This is a genomic window from Sphingomonas sp. ASY06-1R, from assembly GCF_052180265.1.
In the GTDB taxonomy this organism is placed as follows: Bacteria; Pseudomonadota; Alphaproteobacteria; order Sphingomonadales; family Sphingomonadaceae; genus Sphingomonas_I.
On record NZ_CP197464.1, the window covers coordinates 2,605,672 to 2,622,690 of the forward strand.

Below are 17,019 nucleotides of genomic sequence, written 5' to 3' on the forward strand. Positions count from 1 at the left end.
CATCCGCGACGACCCGTTTTAAAATAGCGATTGAGCGTTTGGTCGCTATCTATGTTGCACCGCACAAAGATGCGGAAACTCGCAACAAGGAAATCGGTGTGAATATTTTTGAAAACGCGACGAGCATCGTGCTCGCGATCGCGGCCCATGCGCTTGCCGTCGGGCTCGTGGTCGCCCTCTAAGGGGTGATAAGGAGGCGGCGGAATTTCCGCCGCCAGACCTTCAAGCTTTTACCAACTTCAATGCACTTGGCTTGGCATAGGGCAAACCCTTGCCGGCCTTCGCCTGGGCCATCAGCGCCGTCTTCCGTTCGGCGAGCTTCGCGCCCAGCGCTTCCATATCGATATCGGTACGACGCGATTGCGCGAACATACCGGTGATCCAGCGCTCCTCCTCCGCCACATGATGCTTGATCTCCTCGGACAGCACCTTGACCTTGGCGTCGTAATATTCGCTCTTCGGATCGGCCTGTTCCAGATCGTTGATGATCACCTTGGCTCCGTCGTGCTCGACGACGCCCTCCTCCACGATCGCACCATCGATCTTCGGCTTCACGGCGGGGTAGAATATCTCTTCCTCGATGATGGTGTGCGCCTTCAGCTCGGTGCAGATCTGCGCCACGATCGCGGCCTTGCGATCCGATCGCCGCGCCTTGTCGAATTCCTCGAACAGCTCCTCGACCTTGCGATGATCGGCCTTCAGCAAGGCGATCGCGTCCGTTGGCATAGGTTCGGCCATGATAAACTCCCATCCTGTCGGCGGGAAAACGTGAGCGATCGCAAAGGGTTCATTCCGTGACCCCATCGTCCTTCAACTTGCGCGTCTGCGCCCAGGCGAACGAAGCGAAGCTGTACAAGGCCAGCGCCCCGAGCCCCCAATTCCAGTGTCCCGACAACGCGAAGGGCAGCATCAGCCAGATCAGCGTGTCGACGCTGGCCAGCCAGATCGGCATCGGGTCGGGCGCAGCCCTGCGCTCCACCCAGAGCCCCGCCATGGAGACGATCGTTACCGCCCCCGTCAGCCACCAACCCCATTGGCCACTCGCAGCCGCAAGCGTTTGCGACAGTCCAATTAGCCCCAGCAGAGCGCCACCGAGGCGCCCAAATCCGAACAGCCGCTGACGGGATAGGGAGCGCTGGCTGACGCGCGCGAGCCGCGCTGCGCCGCCCGAAAGCGGACCGGACAGAAGCAGCGCCAGCAACGCCACCCAGGACCACCCTGCGACGGCGACGATGCCACCTAACAGCGCAAGCCCGGCGGCTCCGCCGGCAAGAAGGTTTGGATCGGTCCTGCGCGCGATCAGGAGCGGCATGGCCAGCTCTTCGACCGGCACGAATAACAGCGTCCCGATCACGTCTCGCGCCGGTTCGCGCGCCGCCGCGAAAATGGCCTGTTCCGCCGCGGCCAGGCTTTCGGGATCTGTCGCAAGTATGGGGGGCGTCGCCGCGACGATGCGGGTGGCGCCCTCCTGCACGGCGCGTCGTAACAGTGTGGATACGGGATCCCATGCCCCGATCATCGCGGCTGTTTCGGCAATCCGATGCGCATCGAGCAGAGCGATTCCCGCCCAGCGCTGTTCGGCATCGATCCGCTCGAACTGCCCGAATTCGGCCGTGTCGGGCACCGTTCCCAGCGCCGGTATCGGTGCCGCCAATATGTCCCGCAGCAGGCCCATCGTCGGCAGGCATCCCTCCGCGATCAGCAGCACCCCTTCGTCTTGGGACAAGGCGTCGGCGGCCTGATCGATACCCTGCACCATGCCGGTCTGAATGCCGTCGCTCCGCAGACGCGCGATCGCTTCCGACAGTTCGGCGGGCGCCTCATCGATAAGCAGCAATATGCGCGCCGCCCCCGCCTCGATCGCGCGGCGCGCCTGATATTCGATCACGCTCATACCGGCCAATGGCTGCAATGCGCGCAGGCCGCCCGGGCCTGGCCCAGGCTCATAAGCGCCGATAAGCGCCGTTGGTCCCTCCCCCAGCATGCGCGGCTTCTCTGTCGCAATGCCGTGCAAATCAAGCGCCTCTCTACATCTGAGCGCTTTCCTGGCTCCACTAAGCTGGTACAGTCCGGTCATGACTCAAGGGGCGGGAAATATGGTGCGGGCGGCCGAAGAGGAGCCACTGCATGAAACGGCAGATGCCATAACGGACGACGTCGTCTGGGATACGGCACCGCCGCGTCCCTGGCCGCATATCATCGCCTCCGCCCTGCTCGGCCTGCTGGCACTGGGCTGGGTCCTGGCGCTGGGCGCGACCCTGTTCGCGGCAAGTCCATCGCGACTGCTGCCCCCGTTGACGCTGGCGGCCTGGATCGGTCTTGCCAGCGGGCCGCTCGCCCTGATCGCCATCCTGTATCTGCTGCTGCTGCGCACGGGGCGTGCCGAAGCGCGCGCGTATTCGCGCGCCTCGGCGCGGCTGCGGGTCGATACGGCCGCGCTGGCAGATACGCTGAACCTCCTCAATCAGCGCATCGGCGAAGCGCGTGGCGCCCTGGGCCAGCAGGCCGCCGAACTGGCCGAGCTCGGCAGCGCCGCGGGCGATCGGATCGGGCGGGCGGCCGGCGATCTGCGGGAGCAGGCGAGCGCGGTCGGCGCGACGGTTTCCTCTCTGAACAGCGCCACCGCGGTCGCACGCGGCGATCTCGATGTGCTGCTGAATGAATTGCCGAACGCGGAAAACGTGGCGCGCACGGTCGGGGAACGGCTGCGGGAAAGCGGCGCCGAGGCCGATGCGCGCGCCCGCGCCCTGGCGGAGCTGCTCAGCCGGCTTGATACGCACGCAAAGGCGGCGAACGAGTCCACCGGCGGTGCCGCCGCACGGCTCGCAAGCCAGCTCGATCGGATTGAGGCCAGCGCGGCCGCAGCCGACAAGCGGATCGAGGATGCCGCAGGATCGATGGGTCGGGCGATCGATGGCGCGCTGGGCGCGGCGGCGGAAAGCCTTGAAGACAGCCGTCAGGTGATTGCCGCGCAAAGCGGGGCGCTGAGTGCGCTGGTCGAACAGAATCGCGCCACGGTGGACGCCGCGAGCGAGCAGGCGGCACGCGCGCTGGCCGCGCGGCTGGATGCACTGCTGGCACGCGTGCAGGATATTGGTACCGGCCTGAAAGGTCAGGAACAGTCGGCCGGCGCAATGCTGGGGCAGCTGGATCAGGCGATCAGCGCTGCCGAAGCCCGGTTTGCCGAGCTTGGCGACAGGGGTACCGAGCATACGGCCGAGCTCGCCACGCATATCGGCACGCTTTCGAGCCATGCGGAGGCGGTAGGACGCGCGCTGGGCGGTAGCAGCCAGACCGCCGAAGTCCTGCTCCATCGCGTCGGGCAATTGCGGCAGCAGGCCGAGGCGAGCAGCGCCACCATCTCGGACACGATCCCGGCCGCGTTGGCCCGCATCCGCCTCCATGCGGAGCAGAGCCTTCAGGCGATCGCTACGGCCGGAACACGCACGGAAAGCCTGGGCGAAGCCGCGGCCGCGGTCACCGAACGCCTGGCGGAAGCGGAAAGCCTGCTGGAACGTCAGCATGCGGCCTTGGGCGAGATTGGTGGACAGACGGACGGCCGCCTCGCCAGTCTGACCGACCAGACCCGTATCTTGGAGGAGCTTCTCGCCAAGGCGGATGCGGAAGTGCGCTCGCTCAGCGAAGGCGCATCGGTGCAGCTGGTCGAGGCGCTCAATCAGGTGCGCGACACCGCCACGCAGGCGGCCGACCATGCGCGCGACGCCTTCACCGCCGCGATCCCGCGCGTGGCCCAGCGCATGAGCGAAAGCGCGGCGCGCGCGATGAGCGTGGCGCTGGCCGACGTCGGCAAGCAGGAAATTGCGGCGATCGGCGCCACTTCTGAACAGGCGATCCAGGCCGCTCAACTCGCGGCCGAGCGACTGACCCGCCAATTGGTGACGATCGCTGAAACCTCCACTGCGATCGAGGCACGGATCGAAGCAAATCGGACGGACACCGAAACCCATGACGATCAGAGCTTCGCCCGCACCGCGGGGCTGTTGATCGAGGCACTGAATTCGACGGCGATCGATATCGCCAAGGTATTTGCCAACGAGGTCACCGACGAAGAGTGGAAGGCCTATCTCCGTGGCGACCGCGGCATATTTACCCGCCGCGCCGTCCGGCTGCTCGATCGGGCCGACGCGCAGATTGTCGTGCAGCGCTATAATGAAGACGGCGAATTCCGCGATCAGGTCAACCGCTATATCCACGATTTCGAGGCGCTGCTGCGCCGTGTGATGGCGACCCGCGACGGTACGCCCATCGCCACCACGATGCTGTCGTCGGACACGGGCAAGCTCTACGTCGCCCTGGCCCAGGCGATCGAACGGCTGCGTCGCTGATAGCGCCCCCTAGGCAAATCGGATTTCGATGAACGGACCGACGGAAGAAAAGCGCCTGCGGATCGGCTATCTCGGCGGCGGCGATCATCTGTCCGGCCTTGCCGACGAGGAGATTGCGATAGAAAGCCGGGGCAGTACCGATCTGCATCGCGTGCGCGAGCGATCGCTGGATCGTTGGCTGCGGCTGCAGATCCCGCGCAATTATCTGCGGCTGGCGGGAAAGCACAACTTCGCCAATTTCCATATTCTCCTCAACCTGATCACGGACGCGGACCAGAATCCGGAAACGCTGGCCGTCCTCGAAAAGATATTGAAGGGTTATAAAGGCAGGCTCCTCAACAAGCCGGCCGCCGTCGCGAAGACGACGCGCGATCAGGTCGCCCGGACATTGGCCGGCATCGAGGGACTGTTCGTTCCGCGTGTGGCGCGCTTCGTCGGCAAGGAGCGCGTGGCGTTGTCCGCCATCGAGCGAGTGGGCGTACGTTTTCCGGCCATCTTGCGGTCGACGGGGACGCATTCCGGAGAAATATTGGGTTTGGTCGACAGCGCACAGGACGCCTTGCGTCAGATCGTGCCAACAACAACCTACTTCCTGACTGAGTATATCGATACGCGTAGCCCGGACGACTTGTACCGGAAGATGCGCATATTCTTCATTGGCGAGCGACAGATTATCCGCCATCTGCTGATTTCAGATCAGTGGAACGTACACGCTTCTGCGCGGGCGCGGTTCATGGCCGGGAGACCTGCGCTTGTGATGGAAGAGAGACAGTGTGTCGAGGACGGCGTCGATGCGCTGCCGGAGCGAACGCGACAGGCGCTCCGGCAGATCCAGGCGCGCATGAATCTCGATTTCTTCGGAGCCGATCTTGCCTTGCGGGAGGATGGTGAACTGGTGCTGTTCGAAGCCAATCCGACGATGAACTTCTTTCCCTTTTCCGCCGATCCGCAATTTGCGGCGCTAACCGTTGCGCGTGATCGGGCCGCGGACGCGTTCGGGGCGATGCTCTATGGCCACGAAAGGTCGGATGCCGCCTGATGTTCGACACATATGAGGAAATTTTCGCCGCGCGCGCGGGCTCCTATCAGCAGGCGATGGAGGAGATGCCGCACGCGCGCGACCGCGAATTCATGGCGATGGTCGACGCTCTGGGCGACATCGCCGGGCAGAGCTTGTGCGACATGCCCGCCGGCGGCGGATATCTCCACCGCTATCTGCCGCCGGGGGTCCGCTACATAGCGGTCGAGCCGTCGCCGACCTTCGTTTCAAACTGTCCGCAAGGGCCGGACTATCGCGCCGTTCAGGCACCGATCGAGCAGGTTCCGCTGGACGATGGCAGCGTGCACTGCATCGTCAGTCTGGCGGGTTTGCACCATTGCCCGGATCTTCCCGCCGTATTTCGCGAGATGCGCCGCCTGGTCCGCGCCGGCGGCACAGTCGTGATCGCCGACGTCGAGGAAGGCACCGCGCCGGCGTCATTCCTGAACGGCTATGTCGATGCCCATAATCCGCTGGGCCATCGGGGCACGTTCCTGAACGGCACAATTGCGGGGCTATTGCGCGAGGCGGCGCTGAAGCCGGTGGCGGATCAACTGATCGATATACCCTGGTCCTTTACCGATGCCCGGCAGGCAGGACTTTATTGCATCGCCCTGTTTGGCCTTGAGGGTGTCGCGCCCGAAGATGTGGCGATCGCCATGGCGCGCCAATTGGGCACGTGCGACGGTGCAGAAGCGCATAATGTGAAATGGCAGCTTAGGCGTATCACCTGCACGGCGGTCTGATAAGGCGCCACGCCTGCCTTACGGCCCGACGATCCGGGAACGCGCCAGCGGGATCAGGCGATCAATATTGCGCCGCGTCTGGCCCGCTTCGTTGGCGACAGACCGGATCGTCAGCAATTGACCGTCGCGAATGATGACGGCGGTGGCGCCCGCGCGATCACCGATAGGATAAGCGCTGACCCAGCCGACCGCCGGCTTCACATCCAGCGCGGTGATCCGGCACTGCGCGCTCCGCGTGCGGCACAGACGTTCGAGATCGGCCATCGTCGTCTTGCCCGACCGCACCCGCTCCTCCGTCCCATCCGACTGAAAGCCGAGCACGAGATCGACCACCGGCTCGCCGGCGCAGCTTCCACAATGCAGGATCAGCCGGCTGGGCGTAGACCGTAGCTGGAAGCCCGCGCCCAGCGCGGCCGCAGCGGCTTTGCCCTCGCCGGTGAGGTCCTTGATGATAAACCCGCGCGCTCCAGCGGCGGTTGCCGCCAGTACCGCCAACATCGGCAGGATGATCGTCATTCTTCGCATGTCTCTGCTTTCCCTCGCCGCGATAAAGGATGGCACGCGCTCCCGCTTAGCGGGGACGCAGCCGGGAGGCGAGCGCGAGCCCGGCCGCAATCTGCAGGATGCCGTAGATACGGCGGCGGCCAGGCTGCTGCGCAAAGGGGCGGACAAGACCATCGACCCATGGATAAGGCGAGCGCCAAAGATCGACATGTCGCGACGGTTGGGTCAGCCCCAGGAGGCCGTCGCCAATCATGAAGATCGTCGCCATTTCGGCCGTTCGCGCGAATGCCGTCGTACGATTGCGCATGTCCCTGTCTCCGTCGTCTTACCGCCGGACAACGCGAGACGGCCCGTTCCGCCGCACGGCGTGCCTGCGACGCCAACATTGCTTTGCCGGTTCTCCTTTCGGTAGCAGCCAGCGATATGATCCGATGGGCGATCCAGTTTTTCCGTGACCTGACCGGCATCGGCACGACCGCAGCGGAAGCCGACGGCTTCGGGCAAAGCCTCGCAGAGGATATCCGCTTTTGGCTGAATGTCCGCCAATGTCGGCGGATGCCCGTGTGCTGGCGCGCACCCACCGAAACGGAAGAGAATGTCATCGAGCGCCAGCCAATTCTTGGCCGGTTCGGTGACAGGACGATCGCCGTTGCAGATGTTGCCGGCCGGCGCTGGATCGTGCGTGAGCGTTATTGGCACGGCTGGCCCGACCCGAGGCGATATGTGTTTTTCGCGATGGACGGAGAAAAGGTTTGGGCCGTGGCAGATTTCGATCGGTGGCCGCCATGTTAGGAACAACCAAGCGACCCAGGATCATCCTGAAGCCAAGAGCTTATTGTAGCGGACCCGCATCGTCCTGCGGCGGCAGACCCAGCGCCGGCCAGTCGGCCGTGGCGGCCGCCAGTTCGGCGCGCGCGGCAGCAATGCGCGCCTGCGCATCGATCAGGCGGACGCGGGCATCGTTGGCGGTCTCCTCGCGCTGGTTGACCAGGAAGAAATCGCTCGATCCGAGCTCGAAACGACGTCGCTCGGCCGCAGCGAGCCGATCGGCCAGCGCCCGTTCCTGCTCGGCGGTTTCGGCCAGGCGCACGGCGCCATCGACCGCGATGTTGATGCCTTCGACCTCGACTTTGATCTGATCCTGCAGGAAGCGGCTGCGCGCCTCCAACGCGTCGATTTCGGCACGTGCCTCGACAAGCCGCCCCTTGGCGGCACGGTTCTGCAGGGGCACGGACACGCGCACCCCGACCGATGCTTCCAACGGCGTACGGCTGCGTCCCCCGATACCTTCCCGGCCCAGATCCTTGCCGATGTCTCCCCGCAGGTCGAGCCGCGGGCGCAGATCATTCTGCGCGACCGCCAGCTTCACGGCCGACTGCTCAACCCGGGCGAGCAATGTCTGCACGTCCGGGCGCGCGGTCGGCGGTCCGTTTCTCCGCACGGCCGGTCCGACAAGCGCGCTGGCGTCGGCGGGCAGCCGATCGGCGCCGACCAGCAGCGGCTGCCCGGCATCGTCGCGATAATAAAGCGAGAGCGCGTTCGCCGCGCTCGTAAAATCCTGCTCGGCGCGCAACACCAGCGCGCGGCGCCGCACGAGATTCTGGTCGTTCTCGGTCAGCAGGATATCCGGTCGGGCGCCGAGCTGGACCTGCCGGCTGATCGCGCCCCGCCGGCGTTCGGCCAATTCGAGCAATTCGCGATAGGCGCGCAAGCGAAGACCGGCGGCGACCCAGGTCTGATAGGCGTCGATCGTACGCCGCTGCACGCCGATTTTCACCGCCGCCGCTTCGAACCGGGCAATGTTGATGTCGCTCGCCGCGAGCGTGCGCTTGCTGCGGCGTTCGTCGATGAGCCGATCCCGCAGCAGGGAGTAGAGCGCACCGACCTTCACCTCGCCAGCGCGATTGGTATAGGCCTGGTCCTCGTAAACCGGGAAATCGCCTCGCGAGACGCGGTAGCCGCCATAGACATAGCCGCCATTGCTGCTGAGCGGCTGCGTCGTTCGCGCCTCGACCACCGATCCATTATAATAACCCAGCGTACGCTGACGCGCGTCGACCTCGAACAAGGTATCAAAGGCACCGTCGGCGGATAAAGCGCGGCCTTCGGCCTGGCGGCTGCGGGCCAGCGCCTCGACGATCTGGGGTGCCGAGCGCGCCGACGCCTGCAGCACTTCCGCCAACGTCAACGTCGGCGCCGACGGCGATTGAATGGCGGTCTGGGCCGGGACGCGCGCCGGTGCGCCGCCCGTCAGCATGGCTGCTGCGACCAGCATCGGCACGATCACTTGGCGGGCTTCCCTGCCTTGGCAGCCGCCTCACGATCATCCTTGGCTTCTGCAGCCTTGGCTTGCTCGCCCGTGGGCGAGGTTTGACCGAAGTCGAGCGGGAAGTCGTTCAGCTGACGCCAGAGCTCATAGCCGGCGGGTACGGTTTCGCCCTGGACCCAGCCTCGAACCTTGCCACCAAGCCGAACAAAGATGCCGCTTGGCCATGCCGGCTTGTCCGCGCGCGGTTCGACCAGCACGCGGAATAGACCGTTTGGCGCCGCGATCGGATCGATTGCGCGCACGCGGCCATCGAAAATGCCTTGGGCGATGGCCGGCCAGCCGCTGAACTGGATGGCAGGCCAGCCTTCAAATTCCAGCCGGACGGGCCGACCGGTGCGCACCAGCGCCACATCGCGCCCATCGATATAGATTTCGACCGCACGCTCGATCCGCTCCGGCGCGACGAAGGCCAATACTGTCCCCGCAGAGATCAGGGCACCGCCCGCGGCCGCATTCAGCTGCTGAATGCGGCCGTCGCGCGGCGCGCGCACCTCCTGCGCCGACTGACGATTGAGCTGCACATCGATACGGTTGAGCTTGGCGCGGGACTCCGCGAGCTTGGCCGCGCTGTCCGCTACCTTGATCTGCGCCTGTTCGAAGTCGCGCCGCGCCGCCAAACCTTCGGCTAACAATTGGCGGGTGCGCCCGACATCGATCTGGGCAACCGCCTGCGCCTGCCGGACAGCCGCGATTTCGGCCTCCACCTGCGCACGCTCCGCCGCCAACCGCGACAGGAAGTTCGGATCAATATCGACGATCCGGGCGATCCGCTGGCCGCGTTCGACATGCTGGCCGTCATGGACATACCAGCGTTCGACCCGGCCGGGCACCAGCGCCGATACGGATTGTGGCCGATCGCCGGGATCGAGCGCGACGACCTGGCCCGGCCCTTGTGCGGTCTGCACCCACGGCACGAACACCAGGAAAGCCACGGTCGCCACGATCCCGAACACGACCATCCAGGCAACCGCTAATGCCGGCCTCGGCACGCGGATCGCGGCGAGCGTCCGGAAGTGCGTAAGATGCTCAGGCCTGTTCGGCATGGCGCACCTCCCGCTGGACCAGGTGCTGCTGGAGTTCGGCCGCCGTGGCGAAGCGCCGCTGCTCGCGACGCCCCAGCCAGAACCAGCCATCGAGCGTGATCGCCTCAGGCCGCCCGGTGCATAGCAATATTGTCGTCCCTGCCTCGCGCAGCGCCTCCAAGGCGCGTCGCAACCGCTCGACCCGCATCATGTCGAACAAGGACGACAGCACCAACACCCGCGGGCGGCTGAGAAGTGCATTCGCCAGCTTGAGCTCCATCACACCGGCGATCGACAGCGGCCAGCCGGACGAGGTCAGCGTCGTATCGAGCCCGTCCGGCAGAAGCGCGATTCGCTCGCCCAGCCCGACGATGTCGAGCACATCCAGCATCGCACTGGCCGACGCGTCGGGCGCCGCAAGCGATAGATATTCGCGGATCGTGACCTCGACGATGGTCGGGCGATCCAGCACGGTCACGGCGGATCGCAGCAGATACATATCGAGCGCGCCAAGATCGACCCCGCCGATCGAAACGAGTCCGCGCGAGGGGGTCGCAAGGCGCTTCAGCAGCATCGTCAGGGGGCGTTCCGCACCCGGTTCGGCCGCGACCACCAACTGCTCGCCGGCGCTCAAGGCAAAATCGAAATGGGCATCGTCGATTTGCACGTCGCGCATCCGGACGGCGCCATCGTCCGGACCGCGGCCGCTCGTGATTGCGGGCTCCTGAGGGATGGCGAACAGCTGCGACAATTCTTCCGACGACGCTACCAGATCGTAGAACGTGTCGAGATACCAGCCGAGCTGCGATATGCCGTAGAAGACGCTCGACATGATCAGTTCGGCCGCAACGAGCTGACCGATCGAAAGCTCGCCGCGCAGGATGAGGGTGCCGCCCAGGCCGAGTAGCGCCGCGCTCGCGACGGCGTAGATCAGCAAATAAGCCAGCGTCTGCGCGAAACTGTAGCGGAAAAATTTGCGATGCGCGTGAACATAGGCGGCGGTGACCTGCTCTGATCGGTCCATTGCGAACCCGAGATGCCGGCTCGATTTATAAAAGCCGTTCGACCCCCCGACGCTTTCCAGCCAGCGCGCGGCTTTATGCTTGGCGTCGCTCAGCGCCACCGCACCGGTGATCGCGCCGGTTTGCCACGTCAGATAGACGAAGAGCAGGATAACGAGCAGCACGGCGTTGAAGGCCAGGAAGAAAGGGTGGTAAAAGCTGGTCAGCACCAGCCCGACCGCCCCTTGCAACACGATTGTGAAAGCGCCGATGACCAGGCTCGGCACGGCTTTCTGCACCACCACCAGATCGAAATAGCGGTTGAACAGGTCGCCCCGATTGGCCTCGCCAAAGAAGGGGTTCTGCGCGTGCACCGCCCGGACCGTGATGTCCGCCACGACCCGCGCGAACACGCGACGTTCAAACAGCGCCATCAGATAAACGCGCAGGGCACTCAGCCCGGCGACCAGCAGCAACAGCAGCAACAGCACGCCGGACAGCGTCCACAACGGAGCCGGCAGGCCGATGAAGGCAACGCTGTTGATCAGCAGCTGGACGGAAATCGGCGTCGCCAAAGCGAGCAGGCTGATGGCCACCGTATAGATCAGGCCGAGGCGGATATACGCCGCGTCGGGGCCAATGATTTCGGTCAGCCAGCCAATGGCATCCCTAAATCCCGATCGCCTTCCAACCACGCAAAATCCCCACACTCAGCCAGACCGGATTTTATTCCGGCTGCGCTATTGGGGCAACCCTGCCACACCTATTGTTCCGATAGGATTATCCTATGAGTCTGCACGGAGATAATCGGCGATCAGATGGAAGGCGGGTGCTCGCCCCGCGCCATCACGCCACAATAAACCGATATCGCGATAATAGCGCCCGCCCGTGAAGGGCCGCACGATGACGTCATCGCCCTCCCGCACCTCCTGCCGCACATAACGCTCCGGCAGCAGGGTCAATCCGACACCCATTCCGGCCATCTGACGGACGGCATCCAGGCTGGTCCCTTCATAGTCTCGCAATACGACGGCGCCGGTTTCCGCCGCGATCGCCGCGACCTGATCGCTCAGCCGATAGCCCGGCTGCAATGTCAGCAGGGGCTGCCCCATCAGATCAGCGGGCCTGATCACCGCTTTTCGATGCAACGGGTGGTCGGCCGCCATGGCCAGATGGAGGGGTTCGCGAAACAAGCGTTCACAATGGAGGCTGGCGCCCGCCACCGGCAATTGCGCGAGCACCATATCGTGCGTGCCGGCCGCCAGCCCGAAGGCCAATGCATCCGGCAGCGCTTCGCGGATATGGACACGCAGCGTGGGATGCTCCCGGTGCAGCCGGGCGACGATGGCGGGGAGCATATAGGCTCCCAGCGTTGGCGACACGCCCAGCCGGATCGTCCCGGTCAGACCGTCGCCCACGATCGCCCGCACCTCTTCCAGATCCCGTACGTCCAGCAGGATGCGCCGCGCGCGATCCAGCACCTCACGCCCGAGCGGCGTCAGCAACGGGGCGCCCCCGCGTTCGAACAACAATCCGCCAATCACCTGTTCCAGCCCGCTGATCTGCTGCGACAAGGATGGTTGCGAGACACCGACCTGTTCGGCAGCGCGCGTAAAACCACCGGCTTCGGCAACCGCGACGAAATAAGTCAGCTGTCGGGTCGTCACGCGGGGGCGCTGCATCATCTATTTCCCCCTCCCTTCAGGTGAGGCGCGAAGGGCCTAGTGCGATAACCGGAGGCACGCTGCCGGCGGAAGGCTCATATCAGCGTGGCGGATTTTCCAGCGGCTACGAGGGGGCCGATCCCGGCGTAGAAGAACGGAATGCTATCTTCCGGTCCGTTTACGGCGCGGCCGCGCACCTTGCCCATGACGCAAACGCCGACATCCGCATCGGCTTCGCCGATCACCAGTACAAATGGATCTTGCCCTTCACCGCGCAGGTACCGTCCACCAAATTCACGCCGTGCCACTTCAAACACATAAGCGGATGCCAGAAAGTGAAGATCGTCCGGCAATGGCGTTTCGCGTCGATAGAAGTCATCAAGCACGCGATCGACCAGCGTGAGCGACGCCTCGCTATAGTCGAGCTTGCTGCCGTCGATCGGTGATCCGGCAGGCGAAAAGGCCTCGACGAAATCAGCCGCCTGCCACGCCATGCCTTCTTCGATGCTGCTCGGCATCCTGGCACCTTCATCTACAGGCGGAGCCGGTTCAGGATTGCCGAACAGCTTTTTCAGGAATCCCGCCATCCTTACGCCCCGCCTTCATGAATACGCTGGGATAACGCTGGTCCACTATGGTGGTTGCGCGTCAGAGCCGGATCATCGTCGCACAACGGCCGGCCTCTTGCCGGGGCTCACCAGCCCCGACGCGCGGCGTCATTTGCCTTCCAGCACCCTGTCGGGAACCAGGTTGAGGCTCTGTACCGGGATCCAATGATACACGTAGTTGGCATAATAGAGGCCGAACAGCACGAGCGCGACGAGCGTCGTCCATTTGGCGGTCCGCGCAAAACTGAACTTGGGCGGGGCGCCATCGAACTGTCCCGGCACGCGCTGGTCCTCCCCTTCGGATTGCAACCGAAAGGGCAGCACGAAGAAGAAACTCAGCGCCCAAAAAAGCGGATAGAGCGCGAGGATCGAGCTCAGGCGCATTCCTGTCAGACCTCAATCAACGCGACTTCGACGACCGGCTTCTTGCCCGTCCAATTCGTAGCCACCCGGCGCACGCTCAGGCGGATCGCCTCGCGCAGCCCGGCTTCGTCCTTTTTGTTGCCCTTGACCGCGCTGGCGGCGGCATCGCGTGCATCGTCCAGGAAATCCTCACGGTCCTCTTCGACCGGAATGCCCTGGATCGACACGGCCGGCTCACCCCTCAGACGCCTATTCTGGTCGAGCGCCACGGTCACCGCGATCACGCCATTGGCCGAAATGCGCCGGCGCTCGTTCATGGTCGTGCCGTCGGCCGGCAGGATGACATCGCCATCGAGGATAAGCCGCCCGACGCGCTCGTTGCCGATCTTCTTCGGGCCGTTGGGCGCGAGGCGGAGGAGATCGCCATTCACTTGAACGATGCCGCGCGGGACACCCTGCCCGCGCGCGAACCGGTCCTGCTCGGCCAGGTGGCGCATCTCGCCGTGCACCGGCAGGATGATGTCCGGCCGGATCCATTCATACATGGCGGCGAGTTCGGGCCGACCGGGATGGCCCGAGACGTGGACATGCGCCTGACGCTCGGTGATCATGATCACACCCTTGGCGGCGAGCGCGTTCTGGATGCGGCCGATCGCCATTTCATTGCCGGGTATTTGCTTCGACGAGAAGACGACGGTGTCGCCTTCGGACAATTTGATCTGATGGCTGTCGAACGCAACGCGGCTGAGCGCGGCGCGCGCCTCACCCTGGCCGCCGGTTGCGATGATCATAACCTCGTGCGCAGGCAATCTCATCGCCGCGTCGAAATCGATGATCGGCGGGAAATCCTGCAGATAGCCGACGCTCTTGGCGACCTTGATGATGCGATCGAGCGAACGGCCGGCAACGCACAATTGGCGGCCGCAATCGCGCGCGACCTGACCGAGCGTCTGCACGCGCGCGGCGTTGGAGGCGAAGGTCGTGACGAGCACGCGCCCCTCGACCGCGCTGACGACGCCGGCAAGCCCTTCGCGCACGGACGCTTCCGAACCGGAAGCAACGTCGTTAAACACATTGGTGGAATCGCAGACCAAGGCGAGCACGCCGGCGTCGCCGATCTTGCTCAACTCGGCCGGTGTCGCCGGCGTGCCAAGCAGAGGCTCCTCATCCAGCTTCCAGTCGCCCGTGTGGAAGATGTTGCCATAAGGCGTCTCGATCAGCAGCCCGTTGCCCTCCGGGATCGAATGGGCGAGCGGCACATAGGTGAAGTTGAACGAGCCGAGCCGGACGCTGCCGCCACGCTCGACGACGTTGAGCTTAACCTGGGACGCGATGCCTTCTTCGTCCAGCTTGCCGCGGATCAGGCCTGCGGTGAACGGGGTCGCATAGAGCGGCACCCCGAGATCGGCGGCCAGATAGGGGATCGCGCCGATATGATCCTCATGACCATGCGTCAGCACGATCCCGAGCAAATTGTGACGGTTACGCTCGATGAAATCGAGGTCGGGCAGGATGATGTCGATGCCGGGATAGGCCGGGTCCGCGAACGTCAGGCCCAGGTCCACCATCACCCATTTGCCGTCGCAGCCGTAGAGGTTGACGTTCATGCCGATCTCGCCCGACCCGCCGAGTGCGAGAAACAGCAATTCTTTTCCTGGGATTGTCACTTAGTTTCCGATTGTTGGCGGGTATCAGCCGCAAGATTTGGCGCCGCGGCAAAGCCTTCGGCTACGTCTCATGTAGAGGTTGCTGGGTCTGCCGCAAGGTCGTGCGTCATGAACACGCTATTGGGATCCGGGATATAGCCCGCGAACGGCCCGCACGCGACGAAGCCGTGCGCGGCATAGAGGCGCCGGGCGGCTGCGAAATAGGCGATGCCCCCGGTCTCCAGGCTCAGGCGGCAGAAGCCCTCCGCTCGCGCGGTCGCAAGGATATGGCGCATCATGGCGGCGCCCACCCCCTGGCCACGCGCCGCTGCCGCCGTATGCATCGACTTCACCTCGCCATGGCCATCGCCAAGGTCCTTCAATGCCCCCACGCCCAACAATTCGGCCCCGGCCCAAAGCGCCCACAATCGGACATCGGCCTGCTGCAAGCCGACCACGTCGAGCGCATGGCAGCTTTCGCGCGGCATATCCGCGGTTGCGGCCGCCACGTGCGTTTCCAGCAGGCGAATGATCCGTGGATCGGCCAGATCGCCGGAGACGATCTCCCAGCGCGGCTTAGTCGCCATCGTCGTTTTTGGGCTGGCAGACGCAACTCGCCTTGGCTTTGCGCGCCACGCGGGTCGTCTCGAACTCGGCCGGATTGAGCGAGCCGGATTTATCGGCGTCGGCCTTGGTGAACTTCTCCTCCGCCTTCACCGCATATTCTTCAAAGGTCAGGCGGCCGTCGCCATTGACGTCGAGCTTGGCAAAGTTGCGCCGTCGCGCGGCCAGGAACTCGTCCCGGCTGATCGCGCCATTCTTGTCGTGGTCGCTGCGCAGGAAGCGTTTCTCCTCGCGGGTCTTCTCGCTGGCCGCTGGCGGTTCCGGGATAGGCTCATCCCCGGCCTCCGTCGTCGCAGTCGCAGCCGCGTGGCGCGCCGTATGATGTTGGGCGGACGCGGTGCTGCGCCACCAGAAAACGCCTCCCACGATCAACACAATCGCTGCCGCTGCCCCGACCCAATAGCGCCACATCACCCGCGTCCCCCTTCTCGATGCCCCTTGCTACCGCCCTGTAATCCGCAGCGCCAGCATCCGCAGAAGACGCGCCGGAGCGGCCTGAACACGGCGCCCTGCCCGGCTGTCTCGCACGGCCAAGGCGAACAGCGCGGCAAGCGGACGCGCGGCGCTCGGCCACCGTCCCGACGGGATGTCGCCGGCCAAAGCCGCGGCGCGCGCCCGGGCGGCCGCGCTCAATGCAGCATTGGAATGATGAAAGCTGAGATCAGTCAGCGCCCACACCGCGCCTGCGGCCGGCAAACGGGCGTCGTCGGCGCCGAGGATCGCCGCTGCCGCCGCGAACAAATGCCGCCCCCGTTCCCCTCCGTGGCGGAGGAGAAGCCGCTCGGAATCGTCTTCGTCGATCAGTGCGGACCAGCCATCCTCGATCGCCGCGAGCGTTCCACCGGATACGAGCCGTGGCGCAACCTGCTCCGCCAGCACGCGGAGCAGCGGCTCATCGGGCGTACGACGGTCGGCAAGGTCGAGCTTTTCCAGCGCCTCGCGCCACCAGGTCAGGCGCATCAGGCCGATCATCGGTTCGCTCGTCGTGGCGACGATCTGCCCCAGCCGTTCATCCAGCTGAAACAAAGCGGCAAGCGGCGCACGCTTGTCCGCGGGCGCATAGGCAATCGCCAGCATCCGCTCAGGATCGACGATCTGCGGACTCGGGGGCGGCGCAGCCGTCATAG

General features: G+C 65.0%; 19 protein-coding genes. 5 read left to right on the top strand and 14 right to left on the bottom strand.

Going from position 1 to position 17,019, the window contains the following annotated elements:
• Window positions 1-38: 38 nt before the first annotated feature.
• Window positions 39-182, top strand: a complete 144-nt coding sequence (locus ACSBM8_RS12545) for a hypothetical protein (RefSeq protein ID WP_442678350.1) — start codon at window positions 39-41, stop codon at window positions 180-182.
• 40 nt (window positions 183-222) lie between these two features.
• Here ACSBM8_RS12545 and ACSBM8_RS12550 read toward each other — a convergent pair whose 3' ends face one another.
• A complete protein-coding gene (locus tag ACSBM8_RS12550; protein ID WP_442678351.1) occupies window positions 223-738 on the bottom strand; it encodes a hemerythrin domain-containing protein in 516 nt (171 codons plus the stop codon).
• Window positions 739-787: 49 nt separating this feature from the next.
• Window positions 788-2,014: a hypothetical protein gene (locus tag ACSBM8_RS12555; protein ID WP_442678352.1), complete on the bottom strand. Its 1,227-nt coding sequence runs from the start codon at window positions 2,012-2,014 to the stop codon at window positions 788-790.
• Between the two features lie 82 nt (window positions 2,015-2,096).
• On the opposite strand from ACSBM8_RS12555, the gene ACSBM8_RS12560 reads away from it, so the two are divergent.
• Genes ACSBM8_RS12560 through ACSBM8_RS12570 form a run of 3 tightly spaced genes read left to right on the top strand, consistent with a single transcriptional unit; the run spans window position 2,097 to window position 6,131 of the window.
• A complete protein-coding gene (locus ACSBM8_RS12560; protein ID WP_442678353.1) occupies window positions 2,097-4,346 on the top strand; it encodes a hypothetical protein in 2,250 nt (749 codons plus the stop codon).
• A 28-nt stretch (window positions 4,347-4,374) separates the two neighbouring features.
• Window positions 4,375-5,385 carry a hypothetical protein gene (locus ACSBM8_RS12565; RefSeq protein ID WP_442678354.1) on the top strand — a complete coding sequence of 337 codons (1,011 nt, stop codon included), beginning with the start codon at window positions 4,375-4,377 and terminating at the stop codon, window positions 5,383-5,385.
• Window positions 5,385-6,131, top strand: coding sequence for a class I SAM-dependent methyltransferase (locus ACSBM8_RS12570; RefSeq protein ID WP_442678355.1), 747 nt, complete (start codon window positions 5,385-5,387; stop codon window positions 6,129-6,131). Before ACSBM8_RS12565 ends, ACSBM8_RS12570 begins: the two co-directional genes overlap by 1 nt.
• Window positions 6,132-6,149: 18 nt before the next feature.
• Here ACSBM8_RS12570 and ACSBM8_RS12575 read toward each other — a convergent pair whose 3' ends face one another.
• Both ACSBM8_RS12575 and ACSBM8_RS12580 read right to left on the bottom strand, forming a co-directional pair.
• Window positions 6,150-6,656 carry a hypothetical protein gene (locus tag ACSBM8_RS12575; RefSeq protein WP_442678356.1) on the bottom strand — a complete coding sequence of 169 codons (507 nt, stop codon included), beginning with the start codon at window positions 6,654-6,656 and terminating at the stop codon, window positions 6,150-6,152.
• A 46-nt stretch (window positions 6,657-6,702) separates the two neighbouring features.
• Window positions 6,703-6,942: a hypothetical protein gene (locus ACSBM8_RS12580; RefSeq protein ID WP_442678357.1), complete on the bottom strand. Its 240-nt coding sequence runs from the start codon at window positions 6,940-6,942 to the stop codon at window positions 6,703-6,705.
• Between the two features lie 116 nt (window positions 6,943-7,058).
• Here ACSBM8_RS12580 and ACSBM8_RS12585 point away from each other — a divergent pair, with 116 nt between their 5' ends.
• The gene (locus ACSBM8_RS12585) at window positions 7,059-7,427 is read left to right on the top strand and encodes a hypothetical protein (protein ID WP_442678358.1); all 369 of its coding nucleotides are present in this window, start codon (window positions 7,059-7,061) and stop codon (window positions 7,425-7,427) included.
• A 40-nt stretch (window positions 7,428-7,467) separates the two neighbouring features.
• On the opposite strand, the gene ACSBM8_RS12590 is transcribed toward ACSBM8_RS12585, so the two are convergent.
• From ACSBM8_RS12590 to ACSBM8_RS12635, 10 genes are all read right to left on the bottom strand, one after another.
• Window positions 7,468-8,922: a TolC family protein gene (locus ACSBM8_RS12590; RefSeq protein WP_442678359.1), complete on the bottom strand. Its 1,455-nt coding sequence runs from the start codon at window positions 8,920-8,922 to the stop codon at window positions 7,468-7,470.
• Window positions 8,919-10,007 carry an efflux RND transporter periplasmic adaptor subunit gene (locus ACSBM8_RS12595; protein WP_442678360.1) on the bottom strand — a complete coding sequence of 363 codons (1,089 nt, stop codon included), beginning with the start codon at window positions 10,005-10,007 and terminating at the stop codon, window positions 8,919-8,921. The genes ACSBM8_RS12590 and ACSBM8_RS12595 overlap by 4 nt, the downstream gene beginning before the upstream one ends.
• A complete protein-coding gene (locus ACSBM8_RS12600; RefSeq protein WP_442678361.1) occupies window positions 9,991-11,682 on the bottom strand; it encodes an ABC transporter ATP-binding protein in 1,692 nt (563 codons plus the stop codon). The genes ACSBM8_RS12595 and ACSBM8_RS12600 overlap by 17 nt, the downstream gene beginning before the upstream one ends.
• A gap of 90 nt (window positions 11,683-11,772) precedes the next feature.
• Entirely contained in the window at window positions 11,773-12,672 is a 900-nt protein-coding gene (locus tag ACSBM8_RS12605; RefSeq protein ID WP_442678362.1) for a hydrogen peroxide-inducible genes activator, read from the bottom strand.
• 74 nt (window positions 12,673-12,746) lie between these two features.
• Window positions 12,747-13,238: a hypothetical protein gene (locus ACSBM8_RS12610; protein WP_442678363.1), complete on the bottom strand. Its 492-nt coding sequence runs from the start codon at window positions 13,236-13,238 to the stop codon at window positions 12,747-12,749.
• Window positions 13,239-13,367: 129 nt separating this feature from the next.
• Entirely contained in the window at window positions 13,368-13,643 is a 276-nt protein-coding gene (locus tag ACSBM8_RS12615; protein ID WP_442678364.1) for a DUF1467 family protein, read from the bottom strand.
• A 5-nt stretch (window positions 13,644-13,648) separates the two neighbouring features.
• Entirely contained in the window at window positions 13,649-15,229 is a 1,581-nt protein-coding gene (locus ACSBM8_RS12620) for a ribonuclease J (protein WP_442681588.1), read from the bottom strand.
• 128 nt (window positions 15,230-15,357) lie between these two features.
• Complete coding sequence (locus ACSBM8_RS12625; RefSeq protein WP_442678365.1) at window positions 15,358-15,855, bottom strand: GNAT family N-acetyltransferase; 498 nt, start codon at window positions 15,853-15,855, stop codon at window positions 15,358-15,360.
• Complete coding sequence (locus ACSBM8_RS12630) at window positions 15,845-16,303, bottom strand: EF-hand domain-containing protein (protein ID WP_442681589.1); 459 nt, start codon at window positions 16,301-16,303, stop codon at window positions 15,845-15,847. Before ACSBM8_RS12630 ends, ACSBM8_RS12625 begins: the two co-directional genes overlap by 11 nt.
• Before the next feature lie 30 nt (window positions 16,304-16,333).
• Window positions 16,334-17,017: a squalene/phytoene synthase family protein gene (locus ACSBM8_RS12635; RefSeq protein ID WP_442678366.1), complete on the bottom strand. Its 684-nt coding sequence runs from the start codon at window positions 17,015-17,017 to the stop codon at window positions 16,334-16,336.
• Between the last annotated feature and the right edge of the window lie 2 nt (window positions 17,018-17,019).

Bases quoted from the DNA above. Each gene is read 5' to 3' on its own strand.
- ACSBM8_RS12635 (WP_442678366.1), bottom strand. From the start codon at position 17,017: ATGACGGCTGCGCCGCCCCCGAGTCCGCAGATCGTCGATCCTGAGCGG.
- ACSBM8_RS12595 (WP_442678360.1), bottom strand. From the start codon at position 10,007: ATGCCGAACAGGCCTGAGCATCTTACGCACTTCCGGACGCTCGCCGCG.
- ACSBM8_RS12580 (WP_442678357.1), bottom strand. From the start codon at position 6,942: ATGCGCAATCGTACGACGGCATTCGCGCGAACGGCCGAAATGGCGACG.
- ACSBM8_RS12565 (WP_442678354.1), top strand. From the start codon at position 4,375: ATGAACGGACCGACGGAAGAAAAGCGCCTGCGGATCGGCTATCTCGGC.
- ACSBM8_RS12620 (WP_442681588.1), bottom strand. From the start codon at position 15,229: ATGAACGTCAACCTCTACGGCTGCGACGGCAAATGGGTGATGGTGGAC.
- ACSBM8_RS12615 (WP_442678364.1), bottom strand. From the start codon at position 13,643: ATGCGCCTGAGCTCGATCCTCGCGCTCTATCCGCTTTTTTGGGCGCTG.
- ACSBM8_RS12630 (WP_442681589.1), bottom strand. From the start codon at position 16,303: ATGTGGCGCTATTGGGTCGGGGCAGCGGCAGCGATTGTGTTGATCGTG.
- ACSBM8_RS12610 (WP_442678363.1), bottom strand. From the start codon at position 13,238: ATGGCGGGATTCCTGAAAAAGCTGTTCGGCAATCCTGAACCGGCTCCG.
- ACSBM8_RS12560 (WP_442678353.1), top strand. From the start codon at position 2,097: ATGGTGCGGGCGGCCGAAGAGGAGCCACTGCATGAAACGGCAGATGCC.
- ACSBM8_RS12575 (WP_442678356.1), bottom strand. From the start codon at position 6,656: ATGCGAAGAATGACGATCATCCTGCCGATGTTGGCGGTACTGGCGGCA.
- ACSBM8_RS12605 (WP_442678362.1), bottom strand. From the start codon at position 12,672: ATGATGCAGCGCCCCCGCGTGACGACCCGACAGCTGACTTATTTCGTC.
- ACSBM8_RS12570 (WP_442678355.1), top strand. From the start codon at position 5,385: ATGTTCGACACATATGAGGAAATTTTCGCCGCGCGCGCGGGCTCCTAT.
- ACSBM8_RS12550 (WP_442678351.1), bottom strand. From the start codon at position 738: ATGGCCGAACCTATGCCAACGGACGCGATCGCCTTGCTGAAGGCCGAT.
- ACSBM8_RS12625 (WP_442678365.1), bottom strand. From the start codon at position 15,855: ATGGCGACTAAGCCGCGCTGGGAGATCGTCTCCGGCGATCTGGCCGAT.
- ACSBM8_RS12585 (WP_442678358.1), top strand. From the start codon at position 7,059: ATGATCCGATGGGCGATCCAGTTTTTCCGTGACCTGACCGGCATCGGC.